At 61.6% G+C, this 23312-nt stretch carries 17 protein-coding genes and 4 pseudogenes; 13 read left to right on the top strand and 8 right to left on the bottom strand.

All coding sequences use genetic code 11. From position 1 onward, the window contains the following. Nucleotides 1–29: 29 nt before the first annotated feature. The 3 genes and pseudogenes from tssG to B0G81_RS00975 all read left to right on the top strand — a co-directional run. Nucleotides 30–638, top strand: a pseudogene (gene tssG / locus B0G81_RS00985) (type VI secretion system baseplate subunit TssG); the annotation flags it as partial. 88 nt (nt 639–726) lie between these two features. After that, nucleotides 727–3369 carry a type VI secretion system Vgr family protein gene (gene tssI / locus B0G81_RS00980; protein WP_134132596.1) on the top strand — a complete coding sequence of 881 codons (2643 nt, stop codon included), beginning with the start codon at nt 727–729 and terminating at the stop codon, nt 3367–3369. A 30-nt stretch (nt 3370–3399) separates the two neighbouring features. Then, on the top strand, nt 3400–4554 hold the full coding sequence (locus tag B0G81_RS00975; RefSeq protein ID WP_134132594.1) for a hypothetical protein: 1155 nt from the start codon (nt 3400–3402) through the stop codon (nt 4552–4554). Nucleotides 4555–4584: 30 nt separating this feature from the next. Here the strand turns inward: B0G81_RS00975 and B0G81_RS00970 are convergent, their stop codons facing one another. The 3 genes and pseudogenes from B0G81_RS00970 to B0G81_RS45540 form a co-directional block, all read right to left on the bottom strand. Further along, on the bottom strand, nt 4585–6183 hold the full coding sequence (locus B0G81_RS00970) for an IS66 family transposase (RefSeq protein WP_134132592.1): 1599 nt from the start codon (nt 6181–6183) through the stop codon (nt 4585–4587). A 51-nt stretch (nt 6184–6234) separates the two neighbouring features. After that, nucleotides 6235–6594, bottom strand: coding sequence for an IS66 family insertion sequence element accessory protein TnpB (gene tnpB, locus B0G81_RS00965; RefSeq protein ID WP_347877438.1), 360 nt, complete (start codon nt 6592–6594; stop codon nt 6235–6237). A gap of 188 nt (nt 6595–6782) precedes the next feature. Next, a pseudogene (locus B0G81_RS45540) lies at nt 6783–6974 on the bottom strand (transposase); the annotation flags it as partial. Between the two features lie 151 nt (nt 6975–7125). Here B0G81_RS45540 and B0G81_RS00955 point away from each other — a divergent pair. The 3 genes and pseudogenes from B0G81_RS00955 to B0G81_RS44350 all read left to right on the top strand — a co-directional run. Continuing rightward, complete coding sequence (locus B0G81_RS00955; protein ID WP_134132587.1) at nt 7126–7395, top strand: hypothetical protein; 270 nt, start codon at nt 7126–7128, stop codon at nt 7393–7395. A gap of 32 nt (nt 7396–7427) precedes the next feature. Beyond that, complete coding sequence (locus B0G81_RS00950; RefSeq protein ID WP_134132584.1) at nt 7428–8321, top strand: hypothetical protein; 894 nt, start codon at nt 7428–7430, stop codon at nt 8319–8321. A gap of 12 nt (nt 8322–8333) precedes the next feature. After that, nucleotides 8334–8582: pseudogene (locus B0G81_RS44350) on the top strand (PAAR domain-containing protein); the annotation flags it as partial. A 253-nt stretch (nt 8583–8835) separates the two neighbouring features. Here the strand turns inward: B0G81_RS44350 and B0G81_RS00940 are convergent. From B0G81_RS00940 to B0G81_RS00930, 3 genes are all read right to left on the bottom strand, one after another. Further along, nucleotides 8836–9852 (bottom strand): IS110 family transposase, encoded by a 1017-nt coding sequence (locus B0G81_RS00940; protein ID WP_134132578.1) that lies wholly within the window; start codon nt 9850–9852, stop codon nt 8836–8838. Between the two features lie 592 nt (nt 9853–10444). Beyond that, a complete protein-coding gene (locus B0G81_RS00935) occupies nt 10445–12361 on the bottom strand; it encodes an FUSC family protein (RefSeq protein WP_134132575.1) in 1917 nt (638 codons plus the stop codon). Nucleotides 12362–12676: 315 nt separating this feature from the next. Continuing rightward, on the bottom strand, nt 12677–13495 hold the full coding sequence (locus tag B0G81_RS00930) for a 2OG-Fe(II) oxygenase (RefSeq protein ID WP_134132572.1): 819 nt from the start codon (nt 13493–13495) through the stop codon (nt 12677–12679). Nucleotides 13496–13779: 284 nt separating this feature from the next. On the opposite strand from B0G81_RS00930, the gene B0G81_RS00925 reads away from it, so the two are divergent. The 6 genes from B0G81_RS00925 to B0G81_RS00900 all read left to right on the top strand — a co-directional run bounded on the left by B0G81_RS00925 (nt 13780) and on the right by B0G81_RS00900 (nt 20900). Continuing rightward, a complete protein-coding gene (locus B0G81_RS00925; protein ID WP_134132569.1) occupies nt 13780–14622 on the top strand; it encodes a MaoC family dehydratase N-terminal domain-containing protein in 843 nt (280 codons plus the stop codon). A gap of 29 nt (nt 14623–14651) precedes the next feature. Continuing rightward, nucleotides 14652–15815: an acyl-CoA dehydrogenase family protein gene (locus B0G81_RS00920; RefSeq protein WP_134132565.1), complete on the top strand. Its 1164-nt coding sequence runs from the start codon at nt 14652–14654 to the stop codon at nt 15813–15815. An 18-nt stretch (nt 15816–15833) separates the two neighbouring features. After that, nucleotides 15834–17012 carry a CaiB/BaiF CoA-transferase family protein gene (locus B0G81_RS00915; RefSeq protein WP_134132562.1) on the top strand — a complete coding sequence of 393 codons (1179 nt, stop codon included), beginning with the start codon at nt 15834–15836 and terminating at the stop codon, nt 17010–17012. Between the two features lie 68 nt (nt 17013–17080). After that, a complete protein-coding gene (locus tag B0G81_RS00910; RefSeq protein WP_134132560.1) occupies nt 17081–18469 on the top strand; it encodes an MmgE/PrpD family protein in 1389 nt (462 codons plus the stop codon). After that, a complete protein-coding gene (locus B0G81_RS00905) occupies nt 18466–19275 on the top strand; it encodes a CoA ester lyase (RefSeq protein WP_134132555.1) in 810 nt (269 codons plus the stop codon). The genes B0G81_RS00910 and B0G81_RS00905 overlap by 4 nt, the downstream gene beginning before the upstream one ends. Before the next feature lie 245 nt (nt 19276–19520). After that, nucleotides 19521–20900: an MFS transporter gene (locus tag B0G81_RS00900; protein ID WP_134132552.1), complete on the top strand. Its 1380-nt coding sequence runs from the start codon at nt 19521–19523 to the stop codon at nt 20898–20900. Nucleotides 20901–21077: 177 nt separating this feature from the next. On the opposite strand, the gene B0G81_RS44345 is transcribed toward B0G81_RS00900, so the two are convergent. Continuing rightward, nucleotides 21078–21725 (bottom strand): response regulator, encoded by a 648-nt coding sequence (locus B0G81_RS44345; protein ID WP_243856331.1) that lies wholly within the window; start codon nt 21723–21725, stop codon nt 21078–21080. Between B0G81_RS44345 and B0G81_RS00890 the strand changes: the two genes are divergently transcribed. Further along, complete coding sequence (locus B0G81_RS00890; protein ID WP_106282760.1) at nt 21720–22607, top strand: LysR family transcriptional regulator; 888 nt, start codon at nt 21720–21722, stop codon at nt 22605–22607. The genes B0G81_RS44345 and B0G81_RS00890 overlap by 6 nt on opposite strands. Nucleotides 22608–22662: 55 nt before the next feature. Here B0G81_RS00890 and B0G81_RS00885 read toward each other — a convergent pair. Beyond that, nucleotides 22663–23268, bottom strand: a pseudogene (locus tag B0G81_RS00885) (IS5 family transposase); the annotation flags it as partial. Nucleotides 23269–23312 lie beyond the last annotated feature (44 nt).

Raw genomic sequence — 23312 nt, 5'->3', positions numbered from 1 at the left:
TGCGGGCCGCATCAGGCGCGTCGTGATTGATGGAGCGCGCCCGCTTCGATCTGCCCATGCCTGGCGTGGCGCTTTCACCGGGAAGCGTTGAACGTCTGATGGCCGAACCCTGGCGCTACGGGTTTATTTCCCTGCTGCGCCGTATCGGCGCCGATCCCCGCATTGACCCGGTCGGCACAGCGCGGCGTCCACAGGCGGAGCCGTTCCGTCTCGGCCAGGCGCCGAGCCTTGCATTCGCGCCGCGCGAGATTGCCGACGTGCGTGAGGTCAACGGGCGTCTGAAGATACGGCTTCTCAGTCTGGGCATGTTCGGGCCGAACGGGCCACTGCCGATTCACATGACCGAGATTGCACGCGAGCGTGAGCAGAACCGGCGGGATGCGACGCTCGTCGACTTCCTCGACATCTTTCACCACCGCTACCTGACTCTGCTGTACCGGGCGTGGGCCTCCGCACAGGCCGCAGCAGGCCTCGACCGGAAGGATGACGAAACATTCTCCTTTTTTGTCGCGAGCCTCGCCGGCCACGATCCTGACGAGATTGCCAGCCAGCCGTTTCCTGCCCATGCGCGCCACGTCCCGATGCATACCTTCGTGCAGACCTCGATGCGCTCGGTACAGCGCGGCCCTGTCGCGCTCTGGCCGCCACGCATGGGCACCCGCAGCGCGGCCTGAGCGGCCTGAGTGGTCGTCAACCACATCCATTCATTCGGGAGGAAGGACACTCATGCTGGATTTTTCGACCCGCCGCACCATCACCGTGAGCGGCGCGGCGTTGCCGGAATCGCCGTCAGGCGAGCCCGCACTCGTGCTCAGATCAATCCGTGGCGAGGAAGCCCTGTCGGAAATCTACACCTACACGCTGGACATGGTGACGCCGCAAGACCTCGACATGTTCGGCGACGACGCGGCGAACCTCGACCTGCGTGCCATGATCGGCAGGCCGCTGACCGTGGCTATCCAGCTTGAAGGGATGAGCGGGGTTGCCGGCCCTTCGTGGACGTCGAACATCGGCTGCGGCATGCGTGAGATCAGCGGCATCGTGACGAGCGCCCGCTTTGTCGAACAGCAGGACCGGCAGTGCCATTACCGGCTCACGCTGCAACCCGGCCTCTGGCTTGCCGGGCAGCGCTCGGACTACCGGATCTTCCAGCGCAAGAATGTTATCGACATCATTCGTGAAGTGCTGCGGATCTATCCGTTTTCCTGCGCCTGGCGCACCAGCCGGATATACCCGCGACTGGACTATCAGGTCCAGTATGGCGAAACGGATTTCAATTTCGTGCAGCGGCTGATGGCTGAGAACGGCATCTACTGGTTTTTCGAGCACTCGAAGGGCTTTCACCGGATGGTGTTCGTGGACCACGTGGGCGCGCACAAGCCGGTGCAGAGCGAGGCGTATCACACGCTCGCGTACTACCCGCTGGGGCACAGGATCGACGCGGAGTATATCGACGCGTTCGATATCGCCCAGACGTTGCAGTCGGGCGTCTGGACCACCGGCGACTACCACTTCAAGCAGCCCGAAGCCAATCTCGGGGTGCGCAAGGTCCAGCCGCAGAAGACGATCCACAATGATCTGGCGCGCTACGAGTGGCCCGGCGACTATACCGACCCGGCCGAAGGCGAGAAGTCCGCGCAGATCCGCATCGAGGAACTGTTCGCGCGCGGCGAGCGCGCCGAAGGCCGTGGCGCGCTGCGCAATGTCGTATGCGGGACGACCTTCCATCTGGAGAACCATCCGTATCGCAACGCGAACCAGGAATACATGGTGATCCGCGCGAAGCTCGATGCCGAAGAGACGATGGAATCGACCGGTCCGGGCGTCTACCGGTTCGACACCGACTTCACCGTGCAACCGGCGACTAATGTATTCCGTCCGGCGCGCACGGTCCCGAAGCCGCGCACCACCGGACCGCAGAGCGCCGTGGTGACGGGCTTCGATAGAAACGTCGTGTCCACCGAGCCGTATGGCCGCGTGACGCTTAAATTCCGCTGGGACCGCTCGCCGAACCGGGACGAGAATTCGTCGTGCTGGGCGCGGGTCATGTCGCCGTGGGCGGGCAATGGTCACGGAGCCATCAGCCTGCCTCGCATCGGCACGGAAGTGATCGTGGATTTCATCGACGGCGACCCGGACCGGCCGTTCGTCATCGGGCAGGCCTACAACGCGGACAACATGCCGCCGTGGCCGTTGCAGGACAACCATGCCCTGTCAGGCCTGCTCAGTCGCAATCTGGAAGGGAGCGGGTCGAACCAGTTCGTTGCGGACGACACACCGGACCGGTTACAGGCGCAGGTGACGAGCGATCAGGCGAACTCGCGGCTGGTGGTGGGTTACAACACGCGCATCGTGCCCGGCGAGGGACGCAAACAGGCGCGCGGCATCGGCTGGGAACTCGCCACCGATTCATGGGGCGTGGTCCGCGCAAACCGGGGCATGCTGGTGACCACCGAGACGCGCAGCGGTGCGCAGTCGCCCGCGAAGGACATGGGCGAGACGGTGCAGCGCCTGACGCAGGCGCGCGCGCAACACGAGGACATGGCGCAGCTCGCGCAGCAGCACAACGCGCAGTCGTCGGACGCGAGCCAGCACGACGCCGCGAAAGCCATCAAGGCGCAGAACGACGCGATCCGGGGCGACACCGCCCACTGGCGTGAAAATCCGTTCCCCGAAATGACGCGACCCGATCTTGTCGTTGCGAGCGCGGCGGGCATCGGGATGACCGCCGCGCAGGGAACGCACATCGTGAGTGGACAGGATCATGCGGTGACAGCGGGTCGCGATGTGAGCGTGTCGGCGGGGCGCTCACTGTTCGCGTCGGTGCGCGGTGCGATCTCGATGTTCGCCTACCAGCTTGGGCTGAAACTGATCGCCGCGAAGGGCAAGGTCGATATCCAGGCGCAGAGCGACCAGATGGCGCTCGCGGCCCTCAAGGACATCACGGTCACCAGCACGGATGGGCGGGTCGTGATCTCCGCGTCGAAGGAAGTGTGGATCGGCGCGGGTGGGTCGTATATCCAGATCAACGGCAGCGGGATTATTAACGGCTCGCCGGGGGTGATTCTGGAGAAGGGGGCGAACTGGGATGTGCCGGGGCCGGATTCGAAGCGTATGCCGTTGCCCGATCTGCCTGGCGAGAAACCTTTCAGTGCGCAGTTCACGCTTCGGGACCGTAGCGGCGCCATCCTGCGCAACTACCCGTACCGGCTGGATGCAGAGAACGGGCCAACCTGGTATGGCATCACGGACGAAAACGGCCTGACCCAGCGCGTCTGGACTGCCAGCGAGCAGAATCTCACGGCGCATCCGCACGATGCGCAGCAACCGGACGATGCCCCGCCTGACGACGATCCCCACGATTGCTGAGCATTCCTTATTCAGAAAAAAGGACGATAGATGACTGGCCCGAATCAAACCCCGATCGGCACCATGACGTGCGGACCGAACATGCCGACACAGACTGCGCAATGCATGACGCGCAAGGTGAGCTTTACTTTTTATTGCGCGCCACGAGACGATTCTGGCCTCAATCCTCTGTATAACGCTGCGTATCCTAATGACGACACGCACAAAGGTGTCACCGACTCCGCGCCGTACCTAAACGGAATGCCGTACGTGGTGGTCGATGCCGATACGCACGCGGTGATCTATCCGTACAACAGTACAGATGGCAGGACCGCAACTTTTCCGGCCAAGGTGTCGACAAACACCCTGCATGATGGACAGCGTTTCAAACATTCGCTGCCCCCGATCAATATTCCCGATCACGTCGTCCGCATTGCACTGCACATTGCTAACGATGCGTATGCACAGCACCGCAACTTCCAGCTTTTTGCCTGGATGGTGCCGGATGTCGCGCACAGCAAGGTCCATGTTTACGAGGTCAGATCCGACTTGGAGGAGCGGTTCTCAATAGAAAACCATTTTGGTGCCCCGCCAGCCGAAAATACATTTGGACTCAAACCCGGAACAACTGACGAATATCAGGGGTATCTGAACGGTGATCTGTGGCTGCGAATTAGCCATGAATTCACGGATGATGAAATCACCCGGCTTTGCCCACCGGAAACGCTGACGCGTTCCCTACTTCCCGGACAACATCCGGCGGCACCGCAGGACAATGCGGGAAGCGCCATTCCGCCAGTGCCCCCAGCAGCCGCACCGGGAACACAAGGCGTGCAACCGAACCCGCAGACCTACGCCGGACCCGTCACCGGCGCACCACACCCCGCTTCTACATTACCGCAGGCGCAGCCACAAACGTCGCCCCAGGCGGCTGGCAACACCCAGTCACTGAATGTTAACTGGCGAGAGGTGCTTCAGCCTATTTATGGCGCGGGAGCGGATTCCCGCTCAATGGCCGCTTTCAGCGTCCGGGTGGATGCGCTGGGCATCACTGTGACGTTCGCCGCGCGGGCCGTTGCTAATGCTGTGAATACCAGCAATCGTACGACCGTCCAGCAGGCGTTGCGCCGGACCTCCCCGCGTGCATTTGCAGTCGTTCTGAAGGCGGTAACCGTCCGACCGCGACCGTTCTTGACGGCGTGTTGATATCGAGCAGTTAAACGCAGCGCGTTGAGTTCAGGCGATGTTGTGGTGAAGGTGATCGGCAACGACCCATGGCAACAGTTCGTCGACGCGATTGACGGGATGCTCGGCGATGCGAGCGATGACGTGGCGCAGGTAGGCCTCGGGATCAAGGCCATTCAGTTTGGCAGTACCGACCAGGGTGTAGATTGCGGCCCCGCGTTCGCCGCCGCTGTCGGAACCGAAGTGCAGGAAGTTTTTTCGGCCGAGAGCGACGGCACGTAAAGCGCGTTCGGCTGCGTTGTTGTCGATTTCCACGGCGCCGTCATCGACGTACAGCGTGAGCGCCGCCCACTGATTCAGAGCGTAGTTGATGGCTTTGGCGGTATCGCCTTTCTGCGACACCGTACCCAATGTCGAGCGCAGCCAGATCCCGAACGCATCGAGTAGCGGACGCGCCTGCTCCTGCCTGACACGTCTTCGTTCGTCTGGTGGCTTGCCGCGAATCGCGGCCTCAATTGCGTACAGTTCGCCGATCCGGCGCAACGCTTCAGTGTTGACCTCGTTCCTGCGTGCGACGAACAGATCGTGGAATTTACGGCGCGCGTGCGCCATGCATGCAGCCTCGCGCACATCATCATCCTCGTAGATCGCGTTGTACCCCGCGAACGCATCGGCCTGCAATGTTCCCCTGAAGTCCTTCAGATGGGCTTGTGGATATTCACCAGCCCGCGTGGGACTGTATGCGAACCAGACCGCCGGCGCCTCCTTCGAACCAGCTGGCCGGTCATCCCGAACATACGTCCAGAGCCGGGCGGTACGGGTCTTGCCGTTCCCCGGGTCGAGCACAGGTACCGGCGTGTCATCCGCGTGGATCTTCGAGGCGGCCATCACGTACCGGCGAACGACCTCTACAAGTGGCCGGAGCAACGCACTGCACTGGCCGACCCAGTCCGCGAGTGTCGAACGGCTGAGTTCCACGCCGTCGCGCGCATAGATCACTGACTGTCGGTATAGGGGAAGGTGGTCACAGAATTTGGCGACCAGTACATGCGCGAGCAGCCCGGGACCGGGCATGCCGCGGTCGATTGGCCGATTGGGCGCAGCCGCCTGCACGATGCAGTCGCAACAGGTACAGGCCTTCTTGAGTCGGCGGTGACGAATCACTCGCCAGTGCCCCGGTACATAGTCAAGTTGCTCGGAAACGTCCTCGCCGAGGTCGCCAAGCGCGCCGCCGCATTGCGGACAGCTCGCGTCGTCGGGCTGATGAACAACGTCTTCGCGCGGCAGATGTTCCGGAAGTGGCTTGCGTCCCGTCGGCTTGCCCGCTTCTGAGCGGGACCTTGTCGGTGTGTCGACCATCGCCGCGCCGTCGTCGGCCTGCAGATCTTCGAGACGCAATTCCAGTTGCTCGATCTGGCGATCAATCTTCTCCGACTTGCGCCCGAATTGCATGCGCTGGAGCTTCGCGATCCACAGCTTCAGGTGCTCGATCTCGAGCGCCCGGTCCGAGAGTGTATTCCGGAGCGTCGTTACAGTGTCGCGCAGATCCGTGAGCTCGTCTTCGTGCTCACGTAACGCCGCCTCACGCGCGAGCAGGAGAGCCTTCAAGGCCTCGATGTCGTCCGGAAGGGTAGCGTCGCTGGATGCCATGCCGGCAGTTTACGCGCGTGCATTGCGCTATGCCCGCGTTGTCACATACGTTTACAAAGCGCTGGAGGGGCGCGCTGCATCGACGGGCTGTCGCCAGTCGAATCCTTCGAGCAGAAGGCCGAGTTGAGCGCTGGTCAGCGAAACAACACCGCCGTCAGCACGAGGCCACGCAAAGCGCCCACGCTCCAGGCGTTTGGCGAACAGGCATAGGCCGCCGTCGCGCCAGTACAGGCATTTGATGAGGTCGCCACGTTTGCCCCTGAACACGAAGATGTGACCAGAGAATGGATCCTTCGCCAGCACGGTCTGCACCTTCGCGGCCAGGCCGTCGAAGCCGCAGCGCATATCCGTAAATCCGGCGGCAACCCAGATGCGCGTGTTTGCCAGCGGACCAATCATCGGCTCAGGCACTGGATCACTACGCGCAGCGTGTCGGGATCGACACTCCCTTCAACGTGTACCTCGCCTCGTGGCAACTGGATCCGGATCGTGCCGGGCGCCTGTGTCGAAGGCGTAGATGCAGCCGGTTCGGCCGCGCCGCTATCGCTGGCCTCATTCACGGTGACCGGCAGCAAGGCGCATTCGCGACAGTTCACGCCAAGGCGTCCCTCCAGATACTGCTTGCGCCAGTCAAACAGCTGATTCGCGTTCACTTCGTGACTGCGTGCAATCTCCGCCACCGAACGTCTACTGGATAACGTCTCTTCGACGATCTGGCGTTTCTCGTCCACGGTACGCCGGCGATATTTCCGGGCGCCTTTGACTTCGGTGAATTCAGTCACTGTGTCCATGATTCCTTTGTGGACACAGTCACATTTGTGCCCCCCGGAAAGCATGGCGTCCCCTTCATCAGGCGTCTATACGGTCAGGGGCGGACGGTTACTGAAGGCGGCGTGGCGCCTTCACATCAGCTCGGTTGATTTTTCCAGTTCATGGCGACCCATGCTGGGTTCCAAATTGCACAGGATGGGCGTTGCGCTGGATGTCACGCACTTTGACGATGCCGATGAGAACATTCATTTTACGGTTCACAATCACGACCATCACGATAGAAATCATCCGTTCCCGACTGGTCCTGGAGGCCAGAAACTTGCAGCCCTGTACGGTGAGTTGAGAACGGACCACCAAGTGACGCCAGCAGCGGTTTATACGCCATGGCTTAACTGGGTTATTCCGCATGACACGCATATGCATGTCACAGTTAAAGAATAATTAATGTTCTCGAATAGGGAAACGGGATTTTTATGACTATAAAAAAGATAGGGATTCTTCTTGCGGCATGTATCTTTTTGGGAATCTATCGCATTGGCGTAGCAGCGGAAAGAACAGTATTTTTTAACGGAACAAAGATACATTACGATAATGAGGCGGCTTATTTGCAACCACGATGTGCGTTGTTCCTCCGGCATCAACCTGCGGACTCGAAAAGTCGTTATGCAATGGTATCTAACGATGTATGTAGGAAATATCAAGCAACACAAGATGAAAACTATTCCTTTCCCGGCGCCCAAGGCGAGGCGCCCGTAAAGACTCCAAAGAGAGACTTTGTTACACTTGATGAAATTCCATTGTGGAAAGGAAAGCCCCCGGTCCGGGCTAAATTTAATATCAGTTTTGCAGTTGACGATCCCGATCCTGATATTAACCCATCCTACCTGCCATATATTCGGAAGAACAAAATCAGTGATTATCTGTTGATAGACGAAGAAAATTATGAAACAAGCCTCGCAACGGGGAAGCGAACCGGCTACCGGTTTTATCGGTTCGAGGACATGTGCTTTCTGGCAACAGAAAAGAAGCCACGGTCATTTAAATTTGAAACCGCATGCGTGCATGCCGGAAATCCTAACTACGCGTTTCCAAAAGCCGTGGATACGATCAGTCATCCATGGATCAACATCATGGAGCGTAACACGATCGATTTGGATGAACGTATGCCGAATGCGGTCGAAATTGACGGTTCGTCACCGGTCAAGCCACTGATCTATTCCGATTTTCCGATCGACAACAGCGGTCGGGTGACTCAAGGGCGTGCAATGTGCATGGCTGACTGCGCGCCGGGCATGCTGTTTCGGGTACTTCACAAACACCAAAGTATCTGGGGCGCTTCAGGTAAACCGCCGGCTACCGTACGGTGAGGTAAAAATCTCATGACCGATCTCATCCGGCTCGGTGACATCACCGACCACGGCGGCGAAGTTATCACCGCCTCCGAAGTCATGCGCTATGGCGGCGTGCGCGTGGCCCGCAAAGGCGACGAAGTGACCTGTCCGCTCCACCCTGAGGTGGTGCCCAACGTCATCGTTGAGGGCGACGACAGAATAACGGATCACGGCGTCCCCGTCGCGCGTCAGGGCCATCACGCAACGTGCGGTTGCAGCCTTATACATGGCCTCGTCCCGTTTGCCAAACGATCTTTTCTACAGCGAGCAGGTGCAGGATTGCATATATACATTCGGCCTTTCTGTGGCACGCATGTGCGTGGCCCCAATGGATTTCGCCCGGCGACTCCTACTTATATCCACGGCTTCGGGAGCCCTAAGACTGCGCAGGTTTTGTCACCGACGGTCCGACTTGTTTGCCATTGAATCAGATCACTTGTGCAACCAATGAAGAGGTAAAACAATTGCCGCCATCCGATCGTTGCTCCGTTCATACCGGCGGTGCGTACTCCAGGCCGCGTGCGAGCAATACCCAGATCGTCCTGGCGATCTTGTTGGCAAGTGCCACGACGGCGATGTTTGTTCCCCGTCTCGCCTGAACCTCGCGTATCCATCGGGAGAGCGTATCGGTATGTTTTATGGCTTGCTGGACGACCGATCTGGCGCCGTGTACCAGCAGCATTCGCAGATATCCGTTACCGCGCTTCGTGATACCGAACAGACGATCCTTGCCGCCTGATGAGTGCTGGCGTGGGGTCAAGCCCAGCCACGCCGCAAACTGTCTGCCGTTTGAGAATTCAGTGGCACTCCCCGCTGCGGCGATGACAGCAGTTGCGATCAGTGGCCCAACGCCTCGAATCTTCTCAAGTCGCTGACTGACAGGGGATGCCTTGTGCACTTGATGGATCAATTCATCATACCGGGCGATCTGCTTATCCAGCAGTACGAGTCGCTCGTACATATCCCGCATCATTGACCGACCCAACCCTGTGAGCTCGTTGCGTTCGTCGTCAATAATTGACGGAAGCTGCTGCCGTACTTTCGGTGCGGTTTGTGCAATGACCACACCGTATTCGGCTAACAGGCCTCGTATCTGGTTGATCTGCGCGATACGATCTCGCATGAGCAGGCTGCGGATGCGGTGCATGGACTGGATATCCTGCTGCTGAGCGCTGTTGACCGCAACGTAGCGCATGGTCGGACGGGACGCAGCTTCGACGATCGCCTCCGCATCGTTGCGATCGTTCTTTTGGGATTTGACGAACGGCTTGACGAATCGGGGCGCAATGATCTGCACATGATGCCCCATCGCCGAGAACCGGCGGGCCCAGTAATGCGCTCCACCACAGGCTTCCATCACGATACGGCAAGAGGGCAGATTGACAATGGATTCGAGGAGCTTGTTGCGGCTGACTCGCCGACTCAACACTGGGTGACCGCGTTCGTCCACGCCGTACAGCTGGAAGATATTTTTTGCAAGATCGATGCTCAGCAACGCGACGCTCATGACGGCCTCCGGTCAACTGCAGATCAGGAGCTCTGATACTGCCACGCTCTCAGGCGGAGCACCTTCGTGCACTACCACCGAGGGTGGGACGAGGCCATTCCACTATATCCAGCATCGTGTAGCTGGTATATCCACGACGTTTCTGCGACGTGGATACACGACGAAAGAATTACAGGACGTGATTGTGACGAACCCGGACACTGTCAGGCTGTTGCGCCTGTGGATTGCGAAGGAGCCCTACCACCAGACTCCGTGGGGAAAATCCATGTCGTCCCCCATGCGCCCACACCGCAGCATAGAAAAACTCACCTGTCCCGAATTTAAACAAGTCATTTGTCGTGTTAGCTCTGGTTAGGGATCGCCGTTAGCTTGAATGCTTTACAAAAAACACATGTCTAATATGTCGGCCCTTTCCCATTCAGGGGAAACGCGGGGGAACGACGTTTGGCGGCCTGTGGGGAAGCTCAATTTCCCCTCACATGGCCCGCAAAACCTTATGGCGTGGGGTTCAGCGCTGTAGGGAGAGACTTATCCACGGACCTGCGAACAATTTCTGTGGACAAGTTTCCACCTACCGCCACTCCCAAACCCTCTACGCACTCTTCCCCCTCAACGCCCAATTGAAAACGCGCCGCCCATCCGAAACCGGCTGCGTCAACCGATCGAACAACTGCGCAACGGCGCCATCCAGTTGCGTAAGTGCCGATGCCCGGTTCAAGTCGAAAGCAACGGCAGGCATCATCGGTCCACGATCATCCGACCCGCCACGCGCAGCGCCCGTCGCACCGCCGCCATAACGCGCAATCAAAGTATCGAGCCGCGCCACGATCGACTCGACATGCGCCGCGCGTACCTCCGCCGCATTGAGCGCTACCGCTTGCTGCAGTACGCCGCGTCGCGCAGGCCCATTCAGTACCCGCGCCCAATGCAGGCAACACAACAACGAACCCGTCGCCAGCTCGACATCCGGATTCCACACCACCACGCGCTGCGTCTGCAGCGGCCGCAGCGCGATCCGCAGATCATGCCAGCCGCGATCGAGCTTACGCATTGCGGCAACCGCGTCACCCGCCTGCGCGCCTGCCTCAGCGAGCCGCACGACGTCGCGTAGCGCACCCAGCACCGCCGCAAGCCTCGCCTCGACATGCCGCGTGGCTGCAAGCGGCATCATTAGAATCGCGACGGCGAACGACACGAGGCAGCCCACCAGCACTTCTTCGATCCGCAGTTCGACCAGCGGCCCCATCGCAAACCCCAGTTCGCCGTAGACCAGTCCGACGAGCACGGTGATGAAAAACACGCCCGGCGCATACGCGCTCAAGATGTAGTAAGCCCAGCCGAATATGCACAGCACCATCGCGATCACCAGCAACACTGGCGAATCATGCAGCGGTGCGACCAGCAACACGCTGACGAGCGCGCCGGCGAGCGTCCCCACGAGACGCTGCGCACCGCGATACACCGTATCCGCGCGCGACCGTGTGCCAAGAAACACGACGAACGTCGTAATGACCGCCCAGAACCAGCGCTCCGGCGAAAGCGAATGGCCTATCAGCATCGCGAGCAATGCAGCGGTCGTGGCGCGCGTGGCGGGGAGCCAGCAGAGCTTGCTGCGCAAGTCGGCGAAGCGCTGGGCCGCGGTCAGCGTAATTGAAGTGCTCGCCGGTGCAGACGAAACGCGTCGCGCGTCGCCTCGTTGCGCAATCTCCTTGAGGCGCGCAATCGCGTGACGTAATACACAGGCACTCGCCTTGACGCCATCATCCACAGATCCCGATGCAAACGCATATTGTCCAGCAGCGACTTCCACTTCGACGATCCGTTCACGGATCGTCTCCGCATCCGGCGGATTCAGCAGCGCCAACTGTTCTTCGAGCGACAGCGCAGCTTCATTCAACGCGGAGACATGCGCGGCAACCGGAGCGTGAAGCACACGCGACGCGCGCAGCGTCACCGTATGAACGGCGAGGCGAAAGCTCGCCGCGGCTCGCATCGGCACAATGACGCGGCCCACCAGCGCGACCATCAACGGGCCGAACGCGGACAGCAAAAGCGACTGCACGAGATGCGCCGTCGAAGGATGCAGATAGAGGCCGAGGTAAAAACACACCACGCCCAGCATCGCGCAGCCCAATGCACGCGGTCCGCACGCCTGGCACAACATGCCGATGAACATCACCACCAGGAAGCCGGCATCGCCGGCTAGCGGATAGTGGCTCAACACGCTCGCCGTAGCAAAGCACACGCAAGCGCAGAGATAAAGATAGAAGAGCGTGCCGAACCAGGCAGTCCGCTGCGCATCGCGCACGAACAACGGCGCGACCATCGCAAAGAGGATGCCGGGCGCGGCAAGCGTAATGGGCTGATCTTGGGAAACGGTCCACGCGATAGTGGCCACGCCGGCGAGCAGGCAGGCGAGCGCGACGCGCAGCGCGGTATGGAGGCGCACGAGTCCCGCGTCCGCGGCTAGCAGACGGTCGGCGACACGCGATAACGTGGCGGCAATCATGATCGATGATATCCAGGCTGATTGGCCGCCACCGGCTTTTGGCCGATTGCGGCAGGGCGGGCGCGCGGGCCCGCCACCTTCATATCGGCGAACTGGGCCGCCGTGCCGGGATCACCGGCTGACAACCCCGTCCGTCGACGGGCGATAACACTCGAACAGACACGCCAAAAGCGCTGCAAAGGGTGGTGCAGCGCATCCAGCGGGTTCGGGTTTTCCCGAATGATACCGGGTCAAAATTGCGTGTGTCGAATTTTTGCCGCAGCGCAGTAGCGCAGGAACTCACGTCGAACCAAAGCAAGCCAAACTCGGCTTGCCTCACGCCGCGTCGTGGAAAATCACTCCGAGCGTGTGTCGTTGGCCCGAGCGTAAGCGGCTCACGCCATGCCGCAGATTCACCCGATACGCACCGCGCGTTCCCTGAACCGGCCGGTGATGGACCGCGAACACCACCGCATCGCCCTTGCGGAGCGGCACCACTTCCGTACGCGACTGCATGCGCGGCCGCTGCTCCGTCATGACGAATTCGCCGCCGGTGAAGTCCGCGCCGGGCTCGGACAGCAGAATCGCGACCTGCAGCGGGAATACGTGTTCGCCATAGAGGTCCTGATGCAGACAGTTGTAGTCGTCGGTCGCATATTGGAGCATCAGCGGCGTGGGGCGCGTCTGACCGGCGGCGTGGCAACGCTCGATAAATGCCGCGTGCGCGGCCGGATACCGGACGTCGATCCCCATCGCCTGATTCCAGCGATTTGCCACCGGTGCGAGACGCGGATAAAGCTCGCGGCGCAAATCGGCGATTAACGTCGGCAGCGGATAAGCAAAGTACTTGTATTCGCCGCGGCCGAAACCGTGGCGCGCCATGACGACGCGGCTACGAAACAAGGCATCGTGCGGATAGAGCGCGGACAGTGAATCGCATTCCTCTGAGCTGAGCAGATTGCGCAGCATCGCACAGCCGTACGCGTTCAATTCTGCTTCGACATCGAACCAGTCGATCGCACCGATACGCTGCGCAGGCGAGCCGCGCGTCTCCGTTTCAGTGCCTTTCACCTCTGGCTTCTGTCCCGCGCCAGCTTTCAGGTCCAACGCCAAATCCAGCGTGCGCGACTCACTAACCTTCGCAACCGTGTCCATAATTTCTCCATCACGCGATCGTAGCCATGATTGAGTGTAAGCACGGGCGTGATGCCGCACACCCCGACTCTTGCTTTTCAATTCCGCGCTGTTCGCAGCCGGTGTCTCGGCAAGAGCGCATGATGTGCGGACGGATTTGGTCGCAGTGCTCCGCCACGCGGCGATTCAGCGAGCCTTAAGCAAATCCAAACACTCGCTTCGAAAATGCAAACTTCGCAGCACATGCTGCCTCGTTCATAGTAAGACTCTATTAAGCCCAATACGCGTATACGGAGACGGTGCCCATGTCTGCTTCCCCACAGAAACTCGACGACTGGCTCGACAAGCAGGAGGTGCTCAAAGACGACATCACCGCCTTTCCATTGAAGGCGATGGCCGCCACGCTCGATCGCGAAGAAAGCGGCGACGGCGTGCCGCCGCTGTGGCACTGGCTGTACTTTCTACCGGTTGCGCCAATGTCCGAAGTCGGCCCGGACGGCCATCCGAAGCGCGGCGGTTTTCTGCCGCCCGTGCCGCTGCCGCGCCGCATGTGGGCCGGCGGCCGCCTGACCTTTCACGCGCCCCTCAAGGTGGGCGAGCAGGCCACGCGCACTTCGACCATCGCCAATATCGAAGACAAGACCGGCCGCTCCGGCCGTCTCGTATTCGTCACCGTGCAGCACACTATCGAAGCCGGCGGCGAACTGAAGCTCGAAGAAGAACACGACATCGTCTATCGCGACGCGCCGCAGGAAGGCGCGCGTCCACCGCAACCGCAACTCGCGCCGGAAGGCGAAACCTGGCGCCGCCCGATCGACGCCGACGCCGTCATGCTGTTCCGCTACTCGGCGCTGACCTTCAATGGTCACCGCATTCACTACGACTATCCGTACGTCACGGAAGTCGAAGGCTATCCAGGCCTGATCGTCCACGGTCCGTTGATTGCAACCTTGCTGGTCGACCTTGTGCGCCGCGAACAACCGCAGGCCACGCTGCAAAGTTTCGCTTTCAAGGCGGTGCGTCCGACCTTCGCCGGCCAGGCTTTCACGGTGTGCGGCAAGCCTTCCGCCGACGGCAAGATCATCGAGTTGTGGGCCAAAGACCACGAAGGCTATCTGACTATGCGCGCCACGGCCGCTATCGCCTGAGCTTCGCCTGAACCCCAAGAGATTCGTTTATGCAAACCACGCAGCAGGATTCCTTTCAGGACATTCGCGAAGCCGTTCGCGATCTGTGCCAGCAATTTTCCGGCGAGTACTTTCGCAAGATCGACGAAGCACGCGGCTATCCGGAAGCCTTCGTGGACGCGCTCACCAAAGCCGGCTGGCTGGCCGCGCTGATTCCGCAGGACTTCGGCGGCTCGGGGCTCGGGCTGACCGAAGCGTCGGTCATCATGGAAGAAATCAATCGCGCCGGCGGCAACTCGGGCGCCTGCCACGGCCAGATGTACAACATGGGCACGCTGTTGCGCCACGGTTCCGAGGAGCAGAAGCGAAAATATCTACCCAAGATCGCGTGCGGCGATTTGCGTCTGCAATCCATGGGCGTAACTGAGCCGTCCACCGGCACGGACACCACGAAGATCAAGACCACCGCCGAGCGGCGCGGCGACCGCTATGTGATCAACGGACAAAAGGTGTGGATCTCGCGCGTGCAGCATTCGGATCTGATGATCCTGCTCGCGCGCACTACGCCGCTTGCGGACGTGAAGAAGAAATCCGAGGGCATGTCGATCTTTATCGTCGATCTGCGCGAAGCGATCGGTCACGGCATGACCGTGCAGCCGATTCTGAACATGGTCAATCACGAGACCAACGAACTTTTCTTCGACAACCTCGAAATCCCCGCCGAGAATCTGATCGGTGAAGAAGGCCAGGGCTTCAAGTACATCCTCGACGGTCTGAATGCCGAGCGCACGCTGATCGCCGCCGAATGTATCGGCGACGGCTATTGGTTCGTCGACAAGGTCACCGAGTACGCGAAAGAGCGCATCGTATTCGGCCGTCCGATCGGCCAGAACCAGGGCGTGCAGTTTCCGATCGCGCGCTCGTTCATCAATGTCGAGGCGGCCAGCCTGATGCGCTTCGAGGCGGCACGCCGTTTCGATGCGCATCAACCGTGCGGCGCTCAGGCGAACATGGCCAAGCTGCTCGCGGCCGATGCGTCGTGGGAAGCGGCCAACGCATGTCTGCAATTCCACGGCGGCTTCGGCTTTGCCTGCGAGTACGACGTCGAGCGTAAATTCCGTGAAACGCGGCTTTACCAGGTCGCGCCGATTTCCACCAATCTGATTCTTTCGTACGTGGCCGAGCATATTCTCGGGCTGCCGCGTTCGTTCTGACGTTCGGGCGCCAACAACATGAGACCACTCGACGGTATCAAAGTCGTCACGCTCGAACACGCGATCGCCGCGCCGTTCTGCACGCGTCAACTCGCGGATCTCGGCGCGCGGGTGATCAAGATAGAGCGGCCCGGCGTTGGCGACTTTGCGCGCGGTTACGACGAACGCGTGCATGGACTGTCGTCGCATTTCGTCTGGACCAATCGTTCCAAAGAAAGTCTTGCGCTCGATCTGAAGCAGCCTGCCGCGACGGAGATTCTCGATGCCCTCGTCGCCGACGCGGACGTGCTGGTGCAGAACCTCGCCCCCGGCGCCGCGGACCGGCTTGGTCTCAGCTACGACACGCTGAGCGAGAAGTATCCGAAGCTGATCGTCTGCGATATTTCCGGCTATGGTTCCGACGGACCGTATCGCGACAAGAAAGCTTACGACCTGCTGATCCAGAGCGAATCCGGTTTTCTTTCGATCACCGGTTCGCCCGGCGAGCCGGCCAAGGCCGGATGCTCGATTGCGGATATCGCGGCGGGCATGTACGCGTACTCGAACATTCTGAGCGCGCTGCTATTGCGTGGCCGCACGGGGCGAGGCTGCCGCATCGACGTGTCGATGCTGGAGAGCATGGTCGAGTGGATGGGTTATCCGCTCTATTACGCGATCGACGGTCAAACGCCGCCCGCGCTCTCCGGCGCGGCGCACGCCACGATCTATCCGTACGGCCCGTTCCCTGCCGGCGACGGCAAGACGGTGATGCTCGGTCTGCAGAACGAGCGCGAATGGAAGCTCTTCTGCGAACGCGTATTGATGCAACCGGATCTCGCCACCGACGAGCGCTTCAACTCCAACTCGAAACGCACGTCGGCGCGTGACGCGTTGCGCGAGGTGATCGTCGCGGCTTTTGCGACGCTGAGTGCGGCGCAAGTGATCGAACGGCTGGATAGCGCCGGTATTGCCAACGCGCAAATGAACTCGCTCGGCGACGTATGGGCGCATCCGCAACTAAAGGCCCGCGAGCGCTGGCATCAGGTTGGCACGCCGGCGGGCGTGGTGCCCGCGTTATTGCCGCCGGGCTTGCCGACGGATATCGAGCCGCGTATGGATCCGGTTCCCGCGCTCGGCGAGCATACCGACGCGATTCTTCGCGAACTCGGCTACGACAGCGCGCGGATCGACGCGCTGCGAGCCGCCGGCACGATCTGAATATGTCCTGTGCAGGCGTGTAAGCGACGCCACGCCGGCGACCCGAACGAACACGAAGCGACCTCATCATGAACGACCATCCCAGTTTGACGCTTGCCACCTTTGCCGCTCAACTCGAGTTCGACAGCATTCCGCACGCCGTGGTCGAGCGCACCGTCAACCTTTACGTCGACTGGCTCGGCTCGGCGCTGGCGGGCAAAGGCGCGCGGCCGGTCGAGACGATCGCCCGCTTCGCCCGCCAGGCCGGCGGCGCGTCGAACGACGGCGCATGCGAAGTGCTGATCGACCGCAGCCGCACCACGCCGTACTTCGCGGCGATGATCAACGGTGCGGCGTCGCACTTCGCCGAACAGGACGACGTGCACAACGGCTCGGTGTTTCATCCCGCGACGGTCGTGTTTCCGGTGGCGCTCGCGCTGGCGCAAGCGCATCGCAAGTCGGGGCGCGACTTGATCGCGGCGGCGGTCGCGGGCTATGAAGTCGGCATCCGCGTTGGCGAGTTTCTCGGGCGCTCGCACTACAAGGTGTTTCACACCACGGGTACGGCGGGCACGGTCGCGGCGGCGGCGACAGCGGGACGGTTGCTCGGTTTGTCGCCGGCGCAAATGCTCGACGCGTTCGGCTCGGCGGGTACGCAGGCAAGCGGCCTGTGGGAGTTTCTGCGCGATGCCGCCGACTCGAAACAACTGCATACGGCCATGGCGGCGGCCAACGGACTGATGGCCGCGCAACTCGCCGCCGACGGCTTCAAGGGCGCGACGCACATTCTCGAAGGCGCGCAAGGCATGGCGGCGGGCATGTCGAGCGACGCCGACCCGGCGCGTCTCGTCGACCGCCTGGGCAGCCGCTGGGCGACGGCGGAGACGTCGTTCAAGTATCACGCGGCATGCCGTCACACGCATCCCGCCGCCGACGCCTTGCTCGCCGTGGTGCAGGAACACCGTCTCGCACCGCGCGACATCGCGAAGGTCGTGGCGCACGTCCATCAGGGCGCGCTCGATGTGCTCGGCGCGGTCGTCACGCCGCGCACCGTTCATCAGGCGAAGTTCAACATGGGCACGGTGCTGGGGCTCGTCGCGCATCACGGCTATGCGGGCGTGACCGAATTCGAGCAGGGTTTCGACGCGGATGCGATTGCCGCCTTCCGCGACAACGTCGAAATGGCCTTCGACGCCGAAGTCGACGCCGCTTATCCCGCGCGCTGGATCGGCAAGGTAACGGTCACGACCACCGACGGCCGCACCTTGAAGGGCCGCGTCGACGAACCGAAAGGCGACCCGGGCAATACGCTGTCGCGCGATGAAATCGCCACCAAGCTGCATCGGCTGACGGCATTTTCAAGCGCGGCCACCGAAGGCGAGGCCGCGCGATTGCTCGGCAATGGGTGGCAAATCGCGGAACAATCGCAGGTCGGATCGGTCTTCGAAACCGAGTCCGACGCGACGGTGGCCGCATGAGCGGCGCACTGCCGCGCTCTTATCTGTTCGTGCCGGGCAACCGCCCTGAGCGCTTCGAGAAAGCGCATGCGGCCGGCGCGGACGCGGTGATTCTCGATCTCGAAGATGCCGTGCAGCCCGACGAAAAACCGGCGGCGCGCGCGGCGGTGTTAGCCGCTGTATCGGGCGATGCATCGCGGCCCGCATGGGTGCGCATCAACGGCTCGGACACGCCCTGGTTCAACGCGGATGTCGCCGCACTGTCCGGACAACCCGGTATCGCCGGGATCGTGTTGCCCAAAGCGGAGACGCGCGATCAGATTGAAGCCGTGCTGGCGACGGCGCATGCCACCTTGAGCGTGTTGCCGATTGTGGAAACCGCGCGTGGGTTTGCGAACCTCGCGGTGTTGTGCGCCGCGCCGCGCGTGCAACGCATCGCGTTCGGCACGCTGGATTTTCAGATCGATCTGGGTATCGACGGCGACGGCGAGGAACTGCATCTGTTCCGCTCGCAGATCGTGCTGGCCTCGCGGCTTGCCGGCATCGGCGCGCCGGTGGATGGCGTATCGACCACCATCACCGATACCGAGGCCATCGAAGCCGATGCGCGGCGCGGCCGGCGCTTCGGTTTCGGCGGCAAGCTGTGCATTCATCCGAAGCAGATCGATGCGGTGCATCGCGCGTACGCGTGGAGCGACGCGGAGAAGGCTTGGGCGCAACGCGTACTCGCCGCAGTGGAAACGAGCCAGGGCGCGGCGGCGGTGGACGGCAAGATGGTCGATATGCCGGTGATCCTGAAGGCGCGGAAGATCCTCGCGGGCGCGTAGGCTGCGGCAAGCGCATCGCGGACGCGAAGCCGCGAGCCGTCCATTAACCGCGACAAAACATCGGCTTCCAATAATGCCAATTCCCTGAAGACGCGGCGTAACGCAATCTTGACGTCACGCGGGGGGACACGTTCGCGCGGAGTGACTCAACACCATGCAAAGAGCCGTCGTCATAAAAAGACAGCCATGCATCACTGTTTTGCGCGCGCGGTCCAACCGCGCGCGGACCCATCAGGAGACACAATTTGGCAACCGTCAATTCCGGCGCGCGGCTCGATCGCCTGCCCATCAGCCGTTTTCACTGGAACATTCTCGGCCTGATCGGCGCAGGCGCCTTCCTCGACGCATTCGATATCTATCTCGCTAACGGCGCGTTAGCCGCGATGGTCAAGAGCGGCTTCACCGATTTGCGGCTCGGCTCGTTTTTCATCTCCGCGACCTTCATGGGCATGATGATCGGCGCGGGTCTGTCTGGTTATCTCGGCGACCGCTTCGGCCGGCGTTACTCGTATCAGGCGAATCTGGCGATCTTCGGTCTCGCGTCGATCGCCGCGTGTTTCGCGCCGAACATCTACTGGCTGATCCTGCTGCGTTTCATCATGGGCGTGGGGCTTGGGGCAGAACTGGTGGTGGCGGCCGGGACGCTGTGCGAATTCGTGCCGCCGGCCACGCGCGGACGCTGGACTTCGTTGCTCGCGTTGATCATCAATTCCGGCCTCCTCGGCGCGACGGCGATCGGCTATTGGGTGATTCCGCATCTCGGCTGGCGCTATATGTTTGCGATTGCCGGGATCGGTGCGCTCGTCGTGTGGTTTCTGCGGCATCGCATGCCGGAATCGCCGCGCTGGCTGGAAACGGTCGGGCGGCTCGACGAAGCCGAGGCAACGGTGTCGGCGATCGAGCGGCAGGTCGAAGCGCGGGTCGGCAAGTTGCCGCCGGTGGCCCGCGTGATGAGCCACGAGGTGCCGGCCGCGCCATTCTCTGCGCTGTTCGCGCGCGGCATGATCGGCCGCACGCTGGTGGCGGCGCTCACCTGCATGGCGATCAACATGTCGCTGTATGGATTTGTCGCGTGGTTGCCGACGTTCTTCGTCAAGGAAGGGCTGACGATCGTGCAATCGTTGGGATTCGTGCTGCTGATGTCGTTCGGCGCACCGGCCGGCGCGGTGGTCGGGTATCTGGTCACGGACCGGATCGGCCGGCGTAACGGCATCGTGCTGTTCTCGCTCGTGACAATCGCGCTCGGGTTCGTGTACGTGCAGATGCGGGCGCCAGCGGCGATTTCCATCGTGGGGTTCGCACTGGTGACGGCGATCTATACGGTATGCACGCTCGGATTGTTCGGCTATATCCCGGAACTGTTTCCGACCGCGCACCGGTTGCGGGGGACGGGCGTCGCCGGCACATGCGGACGCGCCGCCTCCATGTCGACACCTTATGTGGCGCTGCTGTTGTACACGCACTTCGGCGTGACCGGCGTGCTGACGATGGTCGGCGGCGTTCTGCTGTTACTGAGCGTGGCGATCCTTGCGCTGCGGATCGAAACGAGTCAGCAGACGCTCGAGGACATCTCTCCCGATGCCGAGCTCACGCCGAGCGGAGAGTGGTTCGAAAAGTCGGTGTAGCCGATCGAGCGTATGAGGTGGTCCGTCGATTGGCTCTTCCAGACGCGAACGCGTTCCAAAGTAACCGCACCTCGACGCCGCACCGCTGCGCTCGCGAACCTACCGCGTGCCCCGCTTTTGTGCGCGACGCGCGCGAGCGAGTGCATCGACGGCACTCGCCAGCGGGCCGCTAAGCGCCTAGCAGACCGCTGGCACCGCCGCATCGCTTTCGCATTCGGCCAGCAACGAGAGCAGCTTGTCCAGCGCGAATGGTTTTCTCAGAAAGCCTTTGACGGGGAAGGCGGGCGCTTCGCCGCTGCCGCTCGTCAGAATGACGGGTACGGAAGCCAGTTCACTGCGGGCCTGCATCGATTCGATCAGTTCGGCGCCGTCCATGTTGGGCATGCGCCAGTCGCACACCACCGCGCTGACGCGCGTGCGTTGCAGTCGTTCAAAAGCTTCGGCGCCGTCCGCCGCCGTGGCGACCGTGTAACCACGGCCGACCAGCACGGCGCGTAGCGCGGACAATGCCTCGGGTTGGTCGTCGACCAGTAATACGCGACTCATAATGCTTATGCCTGAAATGTTCGGTTGGGCCGGGCCGCGGGTGTCCGTGGCGCCAGCCTTGACAGGGAAGCGGCTTGAACTGCCATATGTTCTTGCCCTGTCGAGCCGCAACATAGAGCAAGTGCCGTGCCTGGCTATATGCAGGAAAGCGACGTGCGAAGTTGCGGGCGAAACAGGCGGCTCGGCGGAAACCGTCCGGCACTTTCTTGACGCCCGGTTAAGATTGGCCTTTGTCTTGCGAGCGCCCAGCAGCGCTTCAACCAGGCCGTCATCATGCATTTCGATTTCGTGGACTTACGTCTGCTCATCAATATCGCCGACACGCAAAATCTGGCGCGCGCCGCGGAGCGTTCGCATCTGTCGGCGCCGGCGGCGAGCAACCGGGTCAAGAATCTCGAGGAACAACTGGGTTTCAAGCTGCTTTATCGCACCAGCCAGGGCGTGACGCTTACGCCCGCGGGCGAAGCCTTCGTGCATCACGCGCGGCTCGTGCTCGAACGGGTCGAGCATCTGGCCGGCGACATGCAGGAGTACGGCGAAGGCATCAAGGGACACGTACGCATCTGGGCCAATACCACGGCGATCAGCGAGTTCATGCCGGCCGTGCTGAGCCATTTCTTGCGCGATCATCCTGACGTCAACATCGACCTGCGCGAAGTGTTGAGCGGTGAAATCGTCAAGGGTGTGGCGGATAGCGCGACGGATATCGGCATCGTCGCGGGCAATGTGCACGCGGAGCATCTGGAAATGCTGCCGTATCGCGACGACCGGCTCGTGCTGGTCACGTCGCGCGATCATCCAATGGCGCGTCTGGCGTCGGTGGACTTTGCGCAAGTGCTCACGGCCAATTTCGTGAGCTTGCCGACCTCTAGCGCGATCCACGCGTTCATCACGAGTGCCGCCGATGCGCTCGGCGCGCGGCTGAAACTGCGCATCCAGGTCGGCAACTTCGAAGCCGCTTGCCGGATGATCGAAGCGGGCGTGGGCATCGGCATCGTGCCGGAATCGGTCGCGCTGCGGCACAGGAAGACGATGCAGATCGCCACGGTCGGACTGAACGATCCTTGGGCCGAGCGCAAGCTCAAGATCTGCGTGCGCAGCCTCAAGGACCTGCCGCCGTTCGCGCGCGTGCTGGTCGACCGGCTGATGGCGGGGGTTTAAGGCCGAAAGTTGCCGGCGTTCAGTCGCGCGCCATTGATCGGTAACGATCAAGCTGCCGGGCCATGTCATGCACGTTGGCCGCCGTACCGATCACCGTGTGAACCAGGCCGGACTTCGCATCCACGCCGATGTGCGCTTTCATTCCAAAGTACCAGTTACCGCCTTTCTGCGTCGGACGCATCTCCGGGTCCCGCTTGCCCGAGCCGTTCTTCGTCGAACTGGGCGCCGGTATCAACGTGGCATCGACCACCGACCCGGTCTTGATCATCAGGCCTTTCTCCACCAGGATCTCATTAACCAGCGCCAGCATTTGCGCAGCCAGTCCGTGCGTCTCGAGCAAGTGACGGAAACGCAAAATCGTGCTCTCGTCCGGCAAGCGCGCCATGCCGCCGTCCAGCCCCGCGAAGTCCAGATACAGCGGAACGTCATATAGCGCTTCTTCCATCGCAGGTTCCGAAAGACCGAACCACTGTTGCATAAAATGAATCTGCAGCATCGTCGCAATCGGGAACGGCGGCCGTCCGGTTTTACCCGTCGGATAGTGCGGCTCGATCAGCGCAATCAGCCTCGACCAAGGCACCACGCGCCGCATTTCGTCGAGAAATTCCCGCTTGCACGTACGTTTCGTTGAGAGATCCAGACCAAGACCAAGCTGGGACATCAAGGCTTCTCCTCAACTAACTTCCCTCATCCCAGGATAGTTCA

Source organism: Paraburkholderia sp. BL6665CI2N2, from assembly GCF_004366535.1.
Lineage (GTDB): Bacteria > Pseudomonadota > Gammaproteobacteria > Burkholderiales > Burkholderiaceae > Paraburkholderia.
This window is presented reverse-complemented; position numbering and strand designations above follow the sequence as displayed.

Bases quoted from the DNA above. Each gene is read 5' to 3' on its own strand.
- tssI (WP_134132596.1), top strand. From the start codon at position 727: ATGCTGGATTTTTCGACCCGCCGCACCATCACCGTGAGCGGCGCGGCG.
- B0G81_RS00955 (WP_134132587.1), top strand. From the start codon at position 7,126: ATGCTGGGTTCCAAATTGCACAGGATGGGCGTTGCGCTGGATGTCACG.
- B0G81_RS44345 (WP_243856331.1), bottom strand. From the start codon at position 21,725: ATGCATGATGACGGCCTGGTTGAAGCGCTGCTGGGCGCTCGCAAGACA.
- B0G81_RS00890 (WP_106282760.1), top strand. From the start codon at position 21,720: ATGCATTTCGATTTCGTGGACTTACGTCTGCTCATCAATATCGCCGAC.
- B0G81_RS00940 (WP_134132578.1), bottom strand. From the start codon at position 9,852: ATGAGCGTCGCGTTGCTGAGCATCGATCTTGCAAAAAATATCTTCCAG.
- B0G81_RS00970 (WP_134132592.1), bottom strand. From the start codon at position 6,183: ATGGCATCCAGCGACGCTACCCTTCCGGACGACATCGAGGCCTTGAAG.
- B0G81_RS00915 (WP_134132562.1), top strand. From the start codon at position 15,834: ATGAGACCACTCGACGGTATCAAAGTCGTCACGCTCGAACACGCGATC.
- B0G81_RS00925 (WP_134132569.1), top strand. From the start codon at position 13,780: ATGTCTGCTTCCCCACAGAAACTCGACGACTGGCTCGACAAGCAGGAG.
- B0G81_RS00975 (WP_134132594.1), top strand. From the start codon at position 3,400: ATGACTGGCCCGAATCAAACCCCGATCGGCACCATGACGTGCGGACCG.
- B0G81_RS00910 (WP_134132560.1), top strand. From the start codon at position 17,081: ATGAACGACCATCCCAGTTTGACGCTTGCCACCTTTGCCGCTCAACTC.
- B0G81_RS00930 (WP_134132572.1), bottom strand. From the start codon at position 13,495: ATGGACACGGTTGCGAAGGTTAGTGAGTCGCGCACGCTGGATTTGGCG.
- B0G81_RS00905 (WP_134132555.1), top strand. From the start codon at position 18,466: ATGAGCGGCGCACTGCCGCGCTCTTATCTGTTCGTGCCGGGCAACCGC.
- B0G81_RS00950 (WP_134132584.1), top strand. From the start codon at position 7,428: ATGACTATAAAAAAGATAGGGATTCTTCTTGCGGCATGTATCTTTTTG.
- B0G81_RS00935 (WP_134132575.1), bottom strand. From the start codon at position 12,361: ATGATTGCCGCCACGTTATCGCGTGTCGCCGACCGTCTGCTAGCCGCG.
- B0G81_RS00920 (WP_134132565.1), top strand. From the start codon at position 14,652: ATGCAAACCACGCAGCAGGATTCCTTTCAGGACATTCGCGAAGCCGTT.